17 protein-coding genes and 1 tRNA gene are annotated in these 17,684 nt (G+C 34.6%); 5 read left to right on the forward strand and 13 right to left on the reverse strand.

Going from position 1 to position 17,684, the window contains the following annotated elements; all coding sequences use genetic code 11:
• Window positions 1-442: 442 nt before the first annotated feature.
• Window positions 443-1,174 (forward strand): alpha/beta hydrolase, encoded by a 732-nt coding sequence (locus tag R2I74_RS02810; RefSeq protein ID WP_316353795.1) that lies wholly within the window; start codon window positions 443-445, stop codon window positions 1,172-1,174.
• On the opposite strand, the gene R2I74_RS02815 is transcribed toward R2I74_RS02810, so the two are convergent.
• Entirely contained in the window at window positions 1,134-2,195 is a 1,062-nt protein-coding gene (locus R2I74_RS02815) for an anhydro-N-acetylmuramic acid kinase (RefSeq protein WP_316353799.1), read from the reverse strand. The genes R2I74_RS02810 and R2I74_RS02815 overlap by 41 nt on opposite strands.
• Window positions 2,196-2,483: 288 nt before the next feature.
• On the opposite strand from R2I74_RS02815, the gene R2I74_RS02820 reads away from it, so the two are divergent.
• Both R2I74_RS02820 and R2I74_RS02825 read left to right on the forward strand, forming a co-directional pair.
• Window positions 2,484-2,558, forward strand: a tRNA-Thr gene (locus R2I74_RS02820).
• Between the two features lie 522 nt (window positions 2,559-3,080).
• The gene (locus R2I74_RS02825; protein WP_316355255.1) at window positions 3,081-3,602 is read left to right on the forward strand and encodes a portal protein; all 522 of its coding nucleotides are present in this window, start codon (window positions 3,081-3,083) and stop codon (window positions 3,600-3,602) included.
• Here R2I74_RS02825 and htpG read toward each other — a convergent pair.
• The 10 genes from htpG to atpH all read right to left on the reverse strand — a co-directional run bounded on the left by htpG (window position 3,597) and on the right by atpH (window position 12,723).
• A complete protein-coding gene (htpG, locus tag R2I74_RS02830) occupies window positions 3,597-5,477 on the reverse strand; it encodes a molecular chaperone HtpG (RefSeq protein WP_316353802.1) in 1,881 nt (626 codons plus the stop codon). The two genes, R2I74_RS02825 and htpG, sit on opposite strands and share 6 nt — an antisense overlap.
• 36 nt (window positions 5,478-5,513) lie before the next feature.
• Window positions 5,514-5,801: a DUF167 family protein gene (locus R2I74_RS02835; RefSeq protein ID WP_316353804.1), complete on the reverse strand. Its 288-nt coding sequence runs from the start codon at window positions 5,799-5,801 to the stop codon at window positions 5,514-5,516.
• Window positions 5,776-6,192: an HI0074 family nucleotidyltransferase substrate-binding subunit gene (locus tag R2I74_RS02840; protein WP_316353807.1), complete on the reverse strand. Its 417-nt coding sequence runs from the start codon at window positions 6,190-6,192 to the stop codon at window positions 5,776-5,778. Before R2I74_RS02840 ends, R2I74_RS02835 begins: the two co-directional genes overlap by 26 nt.
• Window positions 6,185-6,472: a nucleotidyltransferase domain-containing protein gene (locus R2I74_RS02845; protein WP_316353811.1), complete on the reverse strand. Its 288-nt coding sequence runs from the start codon at window positions 6,470-6,472 to the stop codon at window positions 6,185-6,187. Before R2I74_RS02845 ends, R2I74_RS02840 begins: the two co-directional genes overlap by 8 nt.
• Before the next feature lie 6 nt (window positions 6,473-6,478).
• Complete coding sequence (locus tag R2I74_RS02850) at window positions 6,479-6,871, reverse strand: nucleoside triphosphate pyrophosphohydrolase (RefSeq protein ID WP_316353814.1); 393 nt, start codon at window positions 6,869-6,871, stop codon at window positions 6,479-6,481.
• A gap of 535 nt (window positions 6,872-7,406) precedes the next feature.
• Complete coding sequence (atpC, locus tag R2I74_RS02855) at window positions 7,407-7,814, reverse strand: ATP synthase F1 subunit epsilon (RefSeq protein ID WP_316353819.1); 408 nt, start codon at window positions 7,812-7,814, stop codon at window positions 7,407-7,409.
• An 11-nt stretch (window positions 7,815-7,825) separates the two neighbouring features.
• On the reverse strand, window positions 7,826-9,265 hold the full coding sequence (atpD, locus tag R2I74_RS02860; RefSeq protein ID WP_316353822.1) for a F0F1 ATP synthase subunit beta: 1,440 nt from the start codon (window positions 9,263-9,265) through the stop codon (window positions 7,826-7,828).
• Window positions 9,266-9,563: 298 nt separating this feature from the next.
• Window positions 9,564-10,433 (reverse strand): ATP synthase F1 subunit gamma, encoded by an 870-nt coding sequence (atpG, locus tag R2I74_RS02865; protein ID WP_316353824.1) that lies wholly within the window; start codon window positions 10,431-10,433, stop codon window positions 9,564-9,566.
• Between the two features lie 190 nt (window positions 10,434-10,623).
• Window positions 10,624-12,168, reverse strand: coding sequence for a F0F1 ATP synthase subunit alpha (atpA, locus tag R2I74_RS02870; RefSeq protein WP_316353826.1), 1,545 nt, complete (start codon window positions 12,166-12,168; stop codon window positions 10,624-10,626).
• Between the two features lie 9 nt (window positions 12,169-12,177).
• Window positions 12,178-12,723: an ATP synthase F1 subunit delta gene (atpH, locus tag R2I74_RS02875; protein ID WP_316353828.1), complete on the reverse strand. Its 546-nt coding sequence runs from the start codon at window positions 12,721-12,723 to the stop codon at window positions 12,178-12,180.
• Window positions 12,724-13,015: 292 nt separating this feature from the next.
• On the opposite strand from atpH, the gene R2I74_RS02880 reads away from it, so the two are divergent.
• Both R2I74_RS02880 and R2I74_RS02885 read left to right on the forward strand, forming a co-directional pair.
• Window positions 13,016-14,155: a cation:dicarboxylate symporter family transporter gene (locus tag R2I74_RS02880; protein ID WP_394355850.1), complete on the forward strand. Its 1,140-nt coding sequence runs from the start codon at window positions 13,016-13,018 to the stop codon at window positions 14,153-14,155.
• An 86-nt stretch (window positions 14,156-14,241) separates the two neighbouring features.
• Window positions 14,242-15,078 carry a methyltransferase domain-containing protein gene (locus R2I74_RS02885; RefSeq protein ID WP_316353830.1) on the forward strand — a complete coding sequence of 279 codons (837 nt, stop codon included), beginning with the start codon at window positions 14,242-14,244 and terminating at the stop codon, window positions 15,076-15,078.
• Window positions 15,079-15,451: 373 nt separating this feature from the next.
• On the opposite strand, the gene R2I74_RS02890 is transcribed toward R2I74_RS02885, so the two are convergent.
• Entirely contained in the window at window positions 15,452-15,829 is a 378-nt protein-coding gene (locus tag R2I74_RS02890) for a flagellar protein FliS (protein ID WP_316353833.1), read from the reverse strand.
• Between the two features lie 23 nt (window positions 15,830-15,852).
• Window positions 15,853-17,616, reverse strand: a complete 1,764-nt coding sequence (gene fliD / locus R2I74_RS02895) for a flagellar filament capping protein FliD (RefSeq protein WP_316353836.1) — start codon at window positions 17,614-17,616, stop codon at window positions 15,853-15,855.
• Window positions 17,617-17,684 lie beyond the last annotated feature (68 nt).

The raw sequence follows: 17,684 nt of genomic DNA on the forward strand, positions 1-17,684 counted from the left end.
CAAGAGGTCTAATGGCTCAAAGATTAGAGAGCAAAGAGTGTACAATAAAGATTTTATGTACTGATGGCGCTCTATGAGGAGGTATGCGTGTTATCGCCTGGCAGAACGTCATTTGGTTACAAAATCTGAAACATCTTTTAGAATCAAAAAATTCTCTTATACGCCATTATTTAGCTAGATTTAACAGGAGGACAAAGAGGTACAACAAGGCTTTTGATATGATATTCTGGTCTTTGCTTTATTTGTTCAATAAATCTCTTTTACTATCTATACTTATTTAACAATGCTTAAATTTTGGTTTATTATATTTTATCTAATAATAAATAAAATTAACTTAATACTATCGTAATGCTGTAAGTTAGTAAAATTATTGCTTATTAATTAATTATATGTTAGAATTAATCTTTAAGAAAATGTAAACTATTTAAGGGTACAGATATTTATGCCAGAAGTTTTTTTTAATGGCCCATCAGGTCGCATCGAAGGACGATATACCGAATCCAGCAACAAGAAGGCGCCTCTTGCGTTGGTACTACATCCGAATCCTTCATATGGTGGCACGATGAATAATAAGGTAGTATATAATACCTACAAAGCTTTGGTTGAACACGGATTCACTGTACTCAGAGTCAATTTTAGAGGAGTGGGACGTTCCCAAGGAGTATTTGATAACGGTATTGGCGAAATGACTGATGCTGCCACAGCGCTAGACTGGTTACAAATTAATAACCAGTATAGTGATATAAACTTAATTGCAGGGTTTTCATTCGGTGCCTGGATTGCTATGCAACTTATTATGCGCCGGCCAGAAATTAACCATTTTATAGCAATTTCTCCACCTGTAAATAAATATGATTTTTCATTTTTATCCCCTTGCCCAATTCCAGGTCTTATAGTGCAAGGAGATCAGGACAGTATAGTTTCAGAAGAAGCAGTCGTAGAACTGGCAAATAAATTATCAAAACAAAGACATATACAAGTAGATTATAAGCTAATTAACGGAGCAGACCATTTTTTCCGTAATAAAATTGAAGAATTAACTCAAGTTCTAAGTGAGTTTTTGCAATTAAAATTCTCTAATCAGCCAAATAACCAGCAATTTGTACAATCAAACATCAGGGATATTGAAGAAACTATACAAGAAACAAAACGCCAGAAAGTGTTTCTTGATTAACCGCAGTAGTTGAAGGAAAAGTGCTAGGCAATTGCTTTAAATTACGAACCGCAAGGTAGGCAAAAGCCTGGGCTTCAATAAAGTCTGCGTCCAGACCAAGAGTTTTAATATTAAAAACTATATCGCCAATCTCTGCTCGCAAACCTGATAGGATAGTGCTATTATGCACCCCTCCACCACAAACATATATCTTCTCTGGTACTGTTGGCATTTGCTTTAACCCAACAACTATAGAAGATACCGTAAATTTTGTTAAAGTAGCAATAATATCTGCAGGATCAAGGTGATTAAATAATTGTTCGTTTTTGCTAAAATAATTTCTATCCAGAGATTTAGGCGGAAGCTCAGCAAAAAACTTATCCTCTAACAAGCTAGAAACTATCTGTTGTTGCGCTACACCATTTTTTGCAGTTATGCCATCTTCATCATATAACTCATTATAATATCTTAGCATCGCATCGTTGATCAAAGCGTTACCTGGACCAGTATCAAACGCAAGTAACACAGATTCTTCAATATAAGTTATATTTGCTACCCCACCTATATTTAATACTACCACCGGCTTTACTTCATTTTGCATTAAACATTGATGAAATATAGGAACCAGTGGTGCTCCTTGTCCTGCACAGGCGATGTCTCGTCTCCTAAAATCACTAACCACATTAATTTTAGTACGCTGAGCTAACAAATGGGGATTACCTATCTGCCAAGTAATTCCCTGAGCCGGATTATGATATATTGTTTGCCCATGAAACCCAATTACCGCTACTTGATTGGCTGGTATCCGCTCCCTATCTAATAGCGCCAAAACACAATTAATATGATAAATGGTAAGCTCATGCTCCAATTCCAACCAGTCACTTTTAGTTTCAATTAATAGCTTCAAGCGTGCTTGGAATTCAGCAGGATAAAAAAGATGAAAATTTGCAATGCGTTTAAAATAATATTCTCCATCAGTTTCTATTAAAGCGGCATCCACACCATCTAGAGCTGTACCACTCATTAATCCTATAGCTAACAATTATTTCTCCTTCAATACAGGCTCTCTGAGCTCCTGCTCAATATTTTTTTTACTGTGCTTACGTCTTTGTAAGTTTCTTTGTAAGGCATTAGATAAAATTTTTATACGCTTATCCACTTTAGGTGATTTGCTTTGTGGTTGCAATGTCATAATTATTCAAAAATCCATGAATTTAGAAAAAATACTATAGCCAGGTTCAACAGCTGCTTAAATTCTCCTTGACCTATCAATAAATATATGACAGAAATACACTCCCAGCAAGTGAAGAAATAGACGAAGGTCAAAATCGCCGCTATAGCTCAGTGGTAGAGCGCATCATTGGTAATGATGAGGTCGAGAGTTCAATTCTCTCTAGCGGCACCATATACATACTAACCTTTCATAGCTTTCCTAATTTTATTCAAAAATCTGTATGCTCTTCATATGCAGAATTATTATTAAAAGGAGGTAGTTATAATACCTCCTACAGTCTCTCTATAACTGAGTTACAGATGGAGGGGATATGCAGCAAGTATTAAACCACATCCCTACCTATAGTTGCAACAACGACAGTATTTTTTACCACTTTGTTGGTAATTTTGTACCGCCTGAGTGGCGAAATCTTACATATAATTTTAGCAAATCTTTAAGTAAAACTGCTAAACAACTTTTATCTTTAATAGTTTTATCGTATGCAGGTTTACGGTTGTCGAGATAATAATACAGATGAATTACAAGAAAGCTATTATTTTTTGAACAAGAGCTGGGAGTTTGTCAGCGTCGAGTGCGGCAGTGTCTGTTGGAACTGGAGCAAAGTGTGTTTATCCAGCAGGAACTTAAGACAGTAATTTTTAATTCTATCAAATGCCGTAATATTCTATGTATTAATCAGTATTCTTCCGCAATATCAACTTAAAAGAATGTTATTTTGAAGAAGACAAGTTTGGCTTTGTCAATTCCATGTATCGGCTGTTTATAATACCCGTACAAACTGCAGCTAATAAATGGCCTGAATTTGCTCCGTTTAGAGAAAAACTAGCCAAAATTCCAGATGAACGGCTAGAAATACTGCATGTAGTGCTGCCTAATAGCGACAAGAACAAAACTGGCAAACATACTTATACTTCAGAATATATTTATCTTAGTGAAGCAAAAATAATCACTGAATCAGGATATTCCTATTTCCCGTTTTTGGTTACGCGCTGGATCAAAGAAGAAGGTGAAGCCTATGGCTATGCTCCTGCGCACCATGTATTACCAGATATTAAGTTACTTAATAGTTTACGACAAATAACTCTCAAAGTAGCACAGAAACAATTAGACCCACCGTTATTAGTACCGAAAGACGGCTACTATCTACCACTATATACTACTCCCGGCAGTGTCAATTTTTACCGCAATGGCATGGCTGATAAAATAATCTCATAATATAATTACTCGCTGTAGTACATTATTTAGCCGCTTGGCGAATTCTCCAACATCGTTCACCGGTTCACCTTCAATAATACAAGCTTGATCAAAAATCAACCTAACTAATTCCTCATTATCATAATTATTTTTATCAGACAACACATCTTGATTTATTTTCTCAAGAATTTGATGCTTAGGATTAAGTTCCAGTATTTTTGCAGTTGTTGTCACCAGTTGTTTCTGCTCTATTAAAAACCGTTCCATCCGTATATCCATTGCCCCATCCCCAATAGCAAGACAGGCAGGACTTGCTGTTAGTTTTCGTGAAATTTTTACATCACGCACCAAGTCTCCTAATATCTGCTTAAAATATTGGATCAGCTGCTGATAATCTTCTGTAACTTCAACATTATCTTCGTCATTAGTGTTTGATGTTTTTTCCTGAGCTTCCGGCGTTTCCAAATTAATATCTGCTCTTGTAACTGATTTTATCTCATAGTCTTTATATTTACTATTTACATTTACCCAAAAATCATCAACAGTATCGGTAAATAATAATACATCTATACCTCGACTGATAAATCCTTCAATTTGTGGACTGGAACGTAATTTAACCGAATCATCTCCACTTAAGTAATAGATAGTTTTTTGCTCTGGATTACAGCGGCTGATATACTCATCCAGACTAATCATTTTATCAAGTTGATAACTTTTAAATATGCAAACTTCCAGCAACTTATCATGATCAGCCATTGCTTCACATAAGCCTTCTTTTAATACTCCACCAAAATTTGTCCAAAAATTGAGGTACTCTTCCGGAGCTTCCTCTTTTTTCTTCTTCAATTCATTGATTACTCGTTTAGTGATTGCTGATTTTATTTTCTCAATTATCGCATTATGCTGCAATGTTTCACGATTAATATTAAGTGGCAAATCTTCTGAATCAACTACACCACGTAAAAATCTGAGATAATGTGGAATCAAATCAATATTTTCATCCGAAATAAACACCCGTTTAATATATAATTTTACTCGGCGCCTACGATCAGGATGAAATAAATCAAAAGTCTTACTCGATGGAATAAATAATAAATTAGTAAACTCAGCAGCCCCCTCATTCTTATTATGCATAATCAACCATGGCTCATCAGCTGCATATGACAGGCTTTTATACAATTCCTGATATTGCTCTTTGGTAATTTCTGACTTAGGCCTTGTCCACAAAGCAGAACAAGAATTGACCTGCACCTCATTGTTTTGTGCATAAACAAAATATACTGGAACAGTGATGTGATCGGAATAACTCTTAATGATATGTTTTAATCGAAAATGATCAAGATAAGTATCTTCCTGAGCTTTAACCTGAATCACTATCTCAGTACCGCGCAAAAATTCCAATTCAGCTTCAGCAACAGTATACTCCCCTGCTCCATCTGAATGCCAAACATAAGCCTGTTGCTCTCCAGCTTTTTTTGAAGTGACACTAATAGCGTCCGCTATCATAAAAGCAGAGTAAAAACCAACTCCAAATTGTCCAATTAATAAATTATCTTTTTTAACGTCACCGGATAATTGTTCAGCAAACATTTGTGTTCCTGAACGAGCAATAGTACCAAGATTTTCGATTAAATCTGATTTATTCATTCCAATACCATTATCACGTATGGTAATAGTACGTTTATCCTTATCAACTTTGACTGTAATTTTAAAATTACTATCATCAGCAATTAAACTATGATCAAGCTGTGATAAATACCTTAATTTATCACAAGCATCTGATGCATTTGAGATTAGCTCTCTCATAAAAATCTCTTTATTGGTATAAAGAGAATGGATCATCAAATGTAAAACCTTGCCAACCTCTGCATCAAATTTCTTTTTTTCCTGAGACATACTGCACACCACCTTAATTATTTGTACCTATTAGATCTATTTCATATAGTGCTTTAAGATCAAATTTAAATAGTCAGGTTCAATATTTTTTATTGCTAAGATTTTAAAACTACTAGTTGACCCTCGAATAATTTCTAAATTTATTTTAGCGATCTTCCATTCATTTGCTAAAAAATCAACGATCTCTTTATTGGCCTTCCCATCGATTGGCACCGCTTGAATAGAAAGTTGTAAATAATTTTTACCATTAATTTCTATATAATTGCCAATTGCATTAGATTTTGCGCTCGCCTTAACCTTAAGACCGATCAATAGTTTCGTCATTAAATTTATCTGCCAGCTTTATGTAAGTCTCTTTAAATAATGGAACATAAGTAAGAATTCTTTGATAAATAATATCGGCCAAGTTTTCATCATAAGTATGAGAAGTAAGATTTCGATCTTTTAGCATTCGTAACCATTGCTCTTCATGATCAATAAGATATCCTTTATATGCTTCTCGTAAGATATCCTTTGGGTATAGAACTTCAACTCCTTTACTCTCTAGGATAGATTTCAAAAGTTTCCAGAAAAGTTCAATTGTAAACTCAAAACGTTGAATAGTTGCATCAATATTACTACGATCCTCTTGCAAAGGTTTTACAGCGATAATCTCAAGCGCATATAGTGCTTTTTGCAACTTTACAAAAGCTAATTTAATCTTGGATTCACTCATAAAGCTTGATTCCCTGATCGATAATAGATTTTTTGATTGGTGATATATCACTTAACTCATCAAGTCTAATACAATCAATTTTAAGAAGCGTATCTGCAGCCTCAATAATATCTAAAATTGTTAACCAATTGCTATCGCTAGCATCAGGACAATAAATAGCTAGATCAATATCCGCTCTCTCTTGATTATCACCACGTGCACGCGAACCAAATAACCATATTTCTTGTACAAAAGGAAGTTGTATTAATTGCTTAAAAAATTGATAATTCTTAATTGCCATTATTAATTACTTAAATTTATACGGTCTGTTTTTATCTAACAGATATTGGATGACCTTATGATTATTTTCATCAACTTCTATATAATCCATATAAGTTTCCCGATCAAAATGACCGTTTATCTCACGCTTAGACAATCTTGCTTTTTCAATGTCACTAAAAGAAAGCTGATAAGCCTCAGCTAAAGCATGTATTACTTCTAAAACATCAGCTAATTCAACTATAATATCTTTTACTTCTTGAGCTTGCGATACTTCTCCAGCTTCTTCAATAAGTTTACATTTCAATGCTTGACAAAATTCTTCATGGCTAAGAATTTTAGGGTGAATAACTACTCCCTCTTCAATCATTCTAACAGGCAGCTTATTTCTAATAAGCTTCTTAAATTCAAACCGTTTCATGAGCTTTATTTTGAGAGTTAATTATCGTGAGCGTTGCTTATATTAGCCATTCTGAACACATTAAAGTCATCCCGAACTTGTTTCGGGATCTTATGAAATCCTGATGAGATCCCGAAACAAGTTCGGGATGACTTTAAGCTCAAGAGAGTTGGTAACAGCAGATTATAACACAGTTTATTGAACCATCCATACTAAGTTAAGGAAAAAGATAAAGATATGAATCGTCTTGCTTGAGCTCCCCGCCGTCATTGCGAGGCGTTGCCGAAGCAATCCAGAAAATGGACAACATGTTTTACTGGATTGCTTCGACCACTATCGTGGTCTCAAGCAAGACGGCGAGAGTGGTTACTCGCTTCATTTCCTTCAGTTTATTGAATAGACCTCTTTCCCAAACCCATTTATGATGAGGAATTTTTAGGAGACACGCAGGCGAGCACCGCAAGCAGTATTATAGAAATACGTGAGGAGTGCTCGGCCTGCGTGTCGACAATAAAATTACCATCAGAAATTGAGTTTGGGAAAGAGGTCTACTAATTCACTGACGAATATATCTTAACATCGCTTCATATCTAGCTATATTGCTACAAATCAGATCCATATAAAGCTGATCATTAGCTTTTTCTAACTCAGCCTTATAATTATTAATTTTTTCTATTATTATATTTTTTTGTTCAACAGCTAAATTAACTGAAAATTCAGTAAGAATATTTACTGCTGTTTCTGTTACTTGCGCTATACCACCATCGACAAAATATCGCAAAATATCACCGTTTTTAGTAATTTTAACAATACCTGCAGATAAATTCGAAATTAACAACATATGTCTCGGCAACACGCCAAATTCTCCTTCTTCTCCAGGTATTATTACCATCGATGCTTGACAACTTACTAGCAAACTAGTAGGAGTAACAATATTAACTAGAATTGTTGCCTTCTTATCCATACCAGTCAAACCTATTTCTTATTTGCACTCTGCTTAAGCTTTTCCGCCTTTGCAATCACCTCATCAATGGTACCAGTCATATAAAAAGCCGCTTCCGGTAAATGATCATATTTGCCTTCAATCAAATCTTTAAATCCGATTATAGTATCTTTTAACTCAACAAATTTTCCTTTAGCGCCAGTAAATACTTCAGCAACAGTGAAAGGTTGAGATAAAAACCTCTGAATCTTTCTAGCTCGTGCTACCACTAATTTATCTTCTTCAGAAAGCTCATCCATACCAAGAATTGCAATAATATCTTGTAATGATTTATAATTTTGCAATATTTGCTGGACAGATCTTGCCACTGAATAATGCTCTTCTCCTACAATATCCGGATCCAACATTTGCGAGTTACTATCAAGTGGATCTACTGCCGGATAAATCCCTAGTTCGGCAATATTTCTACTTAATACTGTAGTAGCATCTAAATGCGTAAAAGAAGCAGCAGGAGCTGGGTCAGTTAAATCATCGGCTGGCACATATACCGCTTGAACAGAAGTAATAGAACCACTTTTGGTTGAGGTAATACGCTCTTGTAAGGCTCCCATATCTGTTGCCAGAGTTGGTTGATAACCAACTGCAGATGGTATCCTACCTAAGGTTGCTGACACTTCTGCACCGGCCTGGGTAAATCTAAAGATATTATCAACAAAAAATAATACATCTTGACCACCATCCAAATCACGAAAATATTCAGCCATCGTAAGACCAGTTAATGCAACTCTTGCTCTTGCCCCAGGCGGTTCATTCATCTGGCCATATACTAAACTAACTTTTGACTTAGTGAGTTCTTCTAAATTAATTACTCCAGAATCAATCATCTCGTGATATAGATCGTTACCTTCTCTAGTTCTTTCACCAACTCCAGCAAATACCGTAAAGCCACCATGTGCTTTAGCGATATTATTAATTAATTCCATAATTAACACAGTCTTACCAACACCAGCACCACCGAATAAACCAATCTTACCGCCTTTAGCATATGGAGTTAACAAATCAATAACTTTAATCCCAGTAACCAATATTCGTTTTTCTGTGGATTGATCAATGAATGCTGGTGCTTGCCTATGAATGGTTACAGTTTGCTTAGCATTAATGCTTCCTAAACCATCAATAGGTTCTCCGATTACATTAATTATTCTACCAAGAGTTTCAATACCTACCGGCACCTGAATTGGATTACCAGTATCTGTAACTAGCGTTCCTCGCACTAATCCTTCAGTAACTCCCATAGCAATACAACGCACCACATTATCGCCTACATGCTGAGCAACCTCTAAAGTTAGTTTATTGCCATTATTATCACACTCTAAAGCATTTAAAATTTGTGGCAACTTATGACCTTCTCCAAATTTTACATCCACTATTGCTGAAATAATTTGCGTAACTTTTCCAATATTATTTGACATTTATATACCTTAATATAAAAAATACTTGTTATATACTAGTTAAACTTTGTCTATTTATTTGAACATCTTTTGCGCCAAGTTGAAGAGAGCATTTATAAACTGTGTCAAGTTAAGGAATAAGGTCGATATGACTCGTTATTACGAGCTCCCCAGCGTCTGAGCTGAGACGCCTCCACGTCATTGCGAGACCACGTTAGTGGTCTCGCAATGACGGCCGTGGTGCACAAGCAAGACTGTTCATGTCGTCTCTTTTTTCTCACTTGACGTAGTTTATTGAACACTCTCAAGCAGAATAATATTATACCACCTCTGCCCCAGAAATAATTTCTATCAACTCCTTAGTAATAATTCTTTGTCTCGTTCGATTAAATTTTAATGTTAATTCATTCACAATTTTATTAGCATTCTTGGTTGCTCCATCCATAGCTGTCATTCTAGCTCCTTCTTCACTTGCCTTACTATGAACCAATGCATAAGTTAGTTGTCCCATAACATATAAATTAATAGCACTACTAATACATTTATCTCCTTCATACTCATGAGCTAATTTATCAACTGGTTGATAAGAGCCACTAACTATTGGAAATAACTGAGATTTGATAATCTTATAGGACATAGCATTTTGGAATTTATTAAAAAATAAATAACAATTACCAACAGCATTACTTCTTACAAAATTCATAATTTTTTGTTGCAACTGATATTGCATTAATTCAGCATTGTTTTTTGAAACATTAAGATAACTATCTATATACTTAGGATACCGGTTTTTTAAAGCCTCATACCCCTTCTTACCTACAATTATTAGTTTTATTTGTTGATTATGACGTTCTAAATTGATAATTTCCTGCTTTACCTGTTTAATTACCGTACTATTAAAAGCACCGCACAAACCACGCTCAGAAGTAATTAAAACTAATAAATTTGGTTTTTCAGAATCTGTTGTATCAAAAAAGACTTTTTCTTCTTTTAATGATTCCAATAAATCCACATTACTAGCTATGCTTTGCACCGTACCCACTATTAATTCCAAATAATGATCAGCATCAATAATATGAGCCCTCGCTCTCTTAAGCTTAGAAGCTGCAACCAGCTGCATTGCTTTAGTAATTTTCTGCGTCGATTTTATACTTTTTAAGCGGGTACGCAACTGCTTTAAACCTGACATATATACTGCTCATACTTCAAGAATTGTTTTTTGATTTTATCAGCGATTCGCATCCTCACGTATATATAACAGCTTGCGGGTGCTCACACCTCAAAATCAAATCCAATTCGCAGGTATTGAGCAGTATACCCCTATAAAACGATAAGTTTTCTAGGCTCCGCAATTCGTAGAAAGAAATGAGCATACAACCCTATTTTACTAAAAACTCATGAACAAATTTTTCTAACAGCAACTTTAATTGCTGCTCTGTACTCTCAGTAAGTTTTTGTTCATCTTTTATAGAGGTTAAAATATCAATAGACTTAAACCTTATTTCTTCAAGCAGTTTGTGTTCAAATTCTTTAACTTGAGCAACTGGAATCTGATCTAAATAACCTTTGACGCCAGCATATAAACTAATCACCTGCTCTTCTACCACTAACGGCGCATATTGTGGTTGCTTCAATATTTCCGTTAACCTGAGTCCACGCGCGATTAATGCTTGCGTCGATTCATCCAAATCTGATCCAAATTGTGCAAAAGCCGCCATTTCTCTGAATTGAGCTAAGTCAAGTTTGATTGATCCTGCCACCTGTTTCATAGCTTTTATTTGGGCAGCTGATCCTACTCTACTAACACTAATACCAACATTGACCGCTGGCCGAATTCCTTTATAAAACAACTCACTTTCTAAAAATATTTGTCCATCGGTAATTGAAATAACATTTGTCGGTATATAAGCTGAAACATCGCCGGACTGAGTCTCAATTATTGGTAACGCCGTTAACGAGCCTGCACCACACTTATCCGACATTTTAGCCGCTCGCTCCAACAACCTTGAATGTAAATAAAATACATCACCTGGATAAGCCTCTCGCCCCGGCGGTCTACGCAGCAACAAAGAAATTTGCCGATATGCCACTGCATGCTTGGTTAAATCGTCGTAGACAATCAGCGCATGCATACCATTATCACGAAAATATTCCCCAATACTGCACGCTATATATGGTGCTAAAAACTGTAAGGGAGCAGGATCAGAAGCTGTAGCAGCCACTACTACCGTATAATGCATCGCTCCAGCTTTGGTTAGCTTATCAACTACTCTTGCTACTGTAGAACGTTTTTGACCTATAGCTACATAGATACAATAAATTTTATTGTGCTCATCATCAGTTAAATGTCCATGCTTTTGATTAATAATAGTATCAATAGCAATGGCAGTCTTACCAGTCTGGCGATCTCCAATAATTAATTCACGTTGCCCTCTACCGATTGGGATTAAAGCATCTATTGCCTTGATTCCCGTTTGCACCGGCTCATGTACACTCTGCCGTTGAATGATATTAGGAGCCTGCACTTCAACTCTATTATAAAATTCAGTAACAATTGCACCTAGACCATCAACAGGATTTGCCATACCATCTATAACCCTACCAAGTAGAGCTTTACCCACCGGCACCTGTAAAATTTCTTTGGTTCTAGTAACGCGATCCCCTTGTTTAACCAAACTATCATCGCCCATTATTACAACACCAACAGCATCATTTTCAAGGTTTAAAGCTAGCCCCTTCACTCCAGAAGCAAACTCCACCATCTCACCAGCTTGTACATTTTCAATACCATAAACTCTGGCAACTCCATCACCAACTGCAATCACCTCTCCTATTTCCTGAATATCATTTAAACCAATACCAGCTATTTCTCGTTTTAAAATTTCAGAAAACTCGACAGCATTCAACTGCTTATTGCTACTCATATTTATTAACTACCTAATTATATTTGTAATTTTTTCTATTCTATTCAAAGCACCGGCAATTGAACAATCTAACAAATAATGATCATATTCTATAACCAAACCACCAACAATCTCTGGATCGAAATAAAATTTTATTTCTAATTGTGACTGTAACAATGACTCCAGATAATTCTTAACTTGATCTTGAATATTTAACTGTAAAACACCAGAAGAAGTAACTGCTGCAAGTTTAATATTTTTGCTGTCATTTAATAATTTATAATAAAAAAGTACAATATCAGAAAAGAGATTAAAGCGTGCATTATTAACTACTATAGCTAAAAACCTTTTGACCATAGAATCTGCAAGCAAATATTGGGTAATAATATTAACCAATCGTAATTTTTGCGTCTTGCTTACAACAGGAGTGCATAATAATAATTTACACTCCATATTTGCTATTAAAATTTTTTCAATTGCTTGCAGTTCAATCATAATTTTATCTTGTGCTCCGACGGTGACAGCACTACTAAATAAACTTACAGCATAATTTTTTACTAGCCTAGTATTGTCCATAACGTTATGAATTGAATAATGCTCTTAAATTAAATATGACTCTGTGTATAACTTAAAGATATACACAAGTCAAAGTTTGTCCTGAAATGCAAGACTAGCTATATCTTAAACTCAATTAAGCATATTTTTGCAAGCAAATAATGCATATGATGTTATGATTTTAAATTCATAATAAAAATTTGTTGATTCTAATCATTAATTCCAGTAAGATGCGCCATCACAATCAACTATAAGGATTATTATATTCACAAATTATAAAAAAGTTCTTTTTAGCTTACCTATCAAATTAACTATTGTTATTTTAAGTTGTCTTATCTTTGGCAATTTTATTCCAGAAACATTAAAAGCTCTTTTTCTCTCAGTAAGCTTATCTATAAAAAGCATATTACTATTCATACTTCCTATTATTATATTTTCTTTTGCATTTTATAGTTTTGCTCAGTTAAAGAATGGCTTGATGATGTTCACCATCTTACTATTAAGTATGATGTGTATCTCAAATTTAGTCGCTGTACTATGCTCCTATTATGTAGGAATGCTATCACAAGATATAATCGCAACAGTAATAAATGACGATGTAGTATCAGAAATAACCCTAGAGCCGCTGTTTGAACTAACTTTACCTAAATTATGTGATAATGCTGCAGGGCTTTTATTTGGAATATTACTAGGTATTTATACTAGCACTAAGAAAAACAATAGCTTACGACAAACGGCTAAAAAATTTGCTGATGCAGCCAACAAATTCTTACACCATATTTTTATTCCGGTTTTACCATTATTCATTTTAGGATTTATACTAAAACTTCAACATACCGGAGCTTTAAATATTTTATTTAAAAACTTTTTACCATTATTATTAGTATTAGTAATGTTGCACTGTTTGTATATCGGCACTGCCTATTTAATAACGATGAATTTTAATATGACCCGTATGATAGCAGCGATCCGTAATCTAGTACCAGCCGCTATTGTTGGGTTTAGCACAATGTCTAGTGCCGCAGCATTACCAGTTCTTACTGCAGGAGCTGTTAAAAACGTTAAAGATCAAGAATTAGCACAAACGATTATACCATCAATAATTAACACCCATATGCTGGGTGATGCATTAGGTATACCACTGATGGCACTGTCATTATATATGGTAGAATACCATAACCTACCAGAGTTTTCCGCCTATTTTGCTTTTGCTATTAGCTACGTGCTTGCAAAATTTGCTGCTGCTGGAGTGCCAGGAGGTACTATCATAGTAATGATCCCTGTCCTTGAATCTAATTTACAATTTACTCCAGAAATGAGCGGTATTATTTTAATGATGTATATATTGTTTGACCCATTTTGCACAACTGCCAACATATTTGGCAATGGCCTATTTCCAATAATATTTGAAAAAATATGGTGCCGTTTAAGGAAAAAAAATAAAAGCACCTAGATCTAATGTAGACATACCCATAAAGCAATGCTATTTCTAAAATAGTAATCTAGAGTTGAATTTAAAGAGCTAAAATAATAATTAATATGCTTAGTGCTAACGATAAAAAAATTCAAAATTTAACTACAGCCGTACATGAAGTTTTAAATAATAAGCAATTTGCAGCAGAAAATGAATATTTAATGACTAAGTTTAATATAAGCACCGAGGAAATAGTAGATGCTTATATAGAGTATGATTTAGATATTTTTTCTTACTCCAACGAAATTTATGGAGCAACTACAAACAGACTAGTGCTACATTTGCATAATCAGCTAAAAAATAGTTGGCATATAGATCGTCAAAACATTGTTGAAAGATTTATTCAAGAGCTAAATTGTCAACATATGGCAGATATTGGCTTTGGTGTACCGCAACAATACCTTAAAAATTTCCTGACCAAAGAGCAAAAAGATCAATTTGACTTAACAAAAACCATAACATTAATTGATTTTGAAAAATCAGCTTTGGAATTTGCAGCTACTCTCTTGCACTTATGGAATCCAACTTGGAGCCAATACATTAGTTTGCAACAACAAGACATGACAATATTATGCGAGCGTAAGCAAATACTTGCAGAATATGATTTATTAATTTTTCAAGATTCAATAGAGCATGTACCAGATCCTAGTACATGTTTAAAAAGCTTTGTAAGTAACTCAAAAAATTCTGCCAAATTCTTATTATCATTACCAATAGGATCATTAATACCCTCACATCACATTGAGTGGAAAGATATACCAGAGAGCAAAAACTGGTTAGCAGAATGTGGTTTGGCGGTAACAGATTATAGCTGCACTTCAGTCAATCCAGCTGTTGATTTATTTGCTGAACAATTAAACTATAACTTAACAAATTATATTGTAGTATGTCAAAAATTATAGAAATTTCATAAGTGTTCACGGTTTTTAAAAAAAGTCGTCTGAGCTGAGGCTTTTAGCCGAAGCAATTCAGAAGATCTAGTGCAAAGAACTGGATTGCTTCAGAGCTAAAGCTCTTCGCAATGACGTTGGTCGTCAGCTTTGTAAGCCGTATATTGACATTCAATTTTAAAAACCGTGAACAACGCTCACGACTATTTTAAAATCCGCGAACAATGCTAACCATAAATGTGATATTAGACCCCCTTTATCACAAATCTAGCTTTTCTTTGCAGAGTTGAATTTTAGGCTCTTACGTGCACAAGAAACCTAAAATAAGTAGCTTTAAACCTATACAGAAGGAAAACAACATTTAAGATAAATTTTAGAATATATTTTATATGATTCCTTCTGCCTCTGCTGCTACAACTATAGCATCTCTAACCCCGCGCACTGCATCAATTAGTTTTTGAGTATCTTCAATTATATCTTCTTCTATATTTAATTTTTCCATTTCCATGGAAGCTGAAAACAAAAATCGATCAAAATATCTCATAGTTTCGTTGCCATCTTCCACGTCAATCCCTGCACGTACTATATCAAAAATATCTGCAGCTTTTCTCAAACTTTTATATTTTTCTTCAATATCATTTTCTTGAGCCGACTTCTTTGCTTGATATAATTTTTTTATTACTTCATCAAAAATTAAAACAACCTGCTGAGTCTTATTAACATATTTTATGGCAACAGATTTATACTGAGCATATGGATCCATAAATATTTTCCTTCATTTAATTTTTATCTATTATCTAGCAATCCTTCAAGAAAATCATTAAATAACTCTGCTTGAATTTCTATCATCCTTAATTGAAACACATCTGCTGCTATTTTTTTCTGTTGCTCATCTAAAGCAGCTTCAGTTTTTTCTTTTTCTGTACTATACTTTGTGAGAGCTTCATTCGCCCTTGCTAACGCCTTATCGACAAGTCCTGTTGACGTAGTATTTACCAATCCATTCAAACCTATAGATAATCTATCACAAACACCTTGTACTATATTCACCGTATATTCTTCTGTTGCATTCATTGCAACATTGCCTGGATTCTGAAAAAATAAACTTACTCCTGCTAGATCTGTTCCTTCAAAAGTAATAAAACCGTTATCATAACCTGCAACATTAAATAGCACTCCACCATCTAATGAAAACCGAACTTCAGTAACAGCCCCACCTCCATCAACATCAACTTGAATTTGGATATCATGACCCACAAGATTAACCGGTAGCACTCTGCTACTATCCATATATAAAAGAGTTGAACCAGCATTTACTGTTGGAGTAATGACTGTATTATTTCTAAATAATTTATCCACCGCATCTAAATTATTTGTTATTGCATCAAAAAAACGCTCCTGATCTTTTATAGTTAATTGGGGTATTTCAGGAGTATCTCCATCAGCCGGAAGCATCCGCAACCCTAAACCAATACTACCAAGACCAGTTATACCTACAAGCCCAGGAACAATACTAAGCATATTTTTTACAATATTATCCGTAATTTGCATTTCTCTGTTATTTGCTTTGCCTAAAACAGCATCTTTAGCATAATCGTTTCCTTTCCAGTTTTGTTGAATGGCTGAGAATTTTATATAATCGTTATAAGCATTAAGTAGTCCTCCAATTTGTTCTGCTGCTTGCTTAACATCATCGATAACTCTTATTGTTTGTTTCTGACCCAGGTTATTAATTTTCCTTAGATCTAAATCAACTCCAGCTAAAACTCCTGTTAATTTATTGGAAGCACTAGTGATTACTACTCCATCTACCTCAGCACTAGCATTTGCGCCAGGTGTAGGAACAACTACTCCAATTGCTCCAGCTGCTCCACCATTTCCAAATTCAGCACCAAACTCGTCACCACCACCATTTACAGCAATCGTTCTAAGTCCAGTTACAGTACTTCTAAGAACTAAAGCTTGCTGATTAGTACCTACCTGTGTTACTAATTCTGCTTTTATATCCTCAGCATTTAACTGAGCATTTAACTTATTGCAAACAATTTGCAAAGTATCATTTTGTAGAACATTAACAATAATAGCTGGCACAACAGCGACTCCATTAGTAATATCTATCTGTATTGCTCTATCTTGGGTCATTGCATTATATCCCACTGCGAACAAGCCAGTCCTTACACTGGCAGCAGTAGCAAGTGCAGTAACTGTTACCTCTATGTCTCCTTTAGCTGCTTTTTTAGAATCAATAGTGGCAGTCACATAATCTCCAGCATTACCTACATCATTAGTAATTGCGTCAACGGTTTTTTGAGAAAATGCTTCACTCGTAGAATTTAATATACCTGCCTTAAACTTAGTGGATGCAATCTGCAAAGCACTTATTGATTGCTGTAGCTTATAAATAGCTTCAACTTCTTTATCACCAAACTCAATCTTATCATCTATTTTCTTAACTTCGTCTTGAAAAGGTTTTAGCCTTCTTTCCTTCATAGCGTCTATATCAAACATAGAGCTAAAATTTATTGGTCCGCTATTTGCTACTTTTGGCATTTTAATGTACTCCTAACTTTATAAATTATATTGTAATTATAATAACAAATTAATGTATTAAATTTCAA

It is taken from the genome of Candidatus Trichorickettsia mobilis (assembly GCF_963422225.1).
Taxonomy (GTDB): domain Bacteria; phylum Pseudomonadota; class Alphaproteobacteria; order Rickettsiales; family Rickettsiaceae; genus Trichorickettsia; species Trichorickettsia mobilis_B.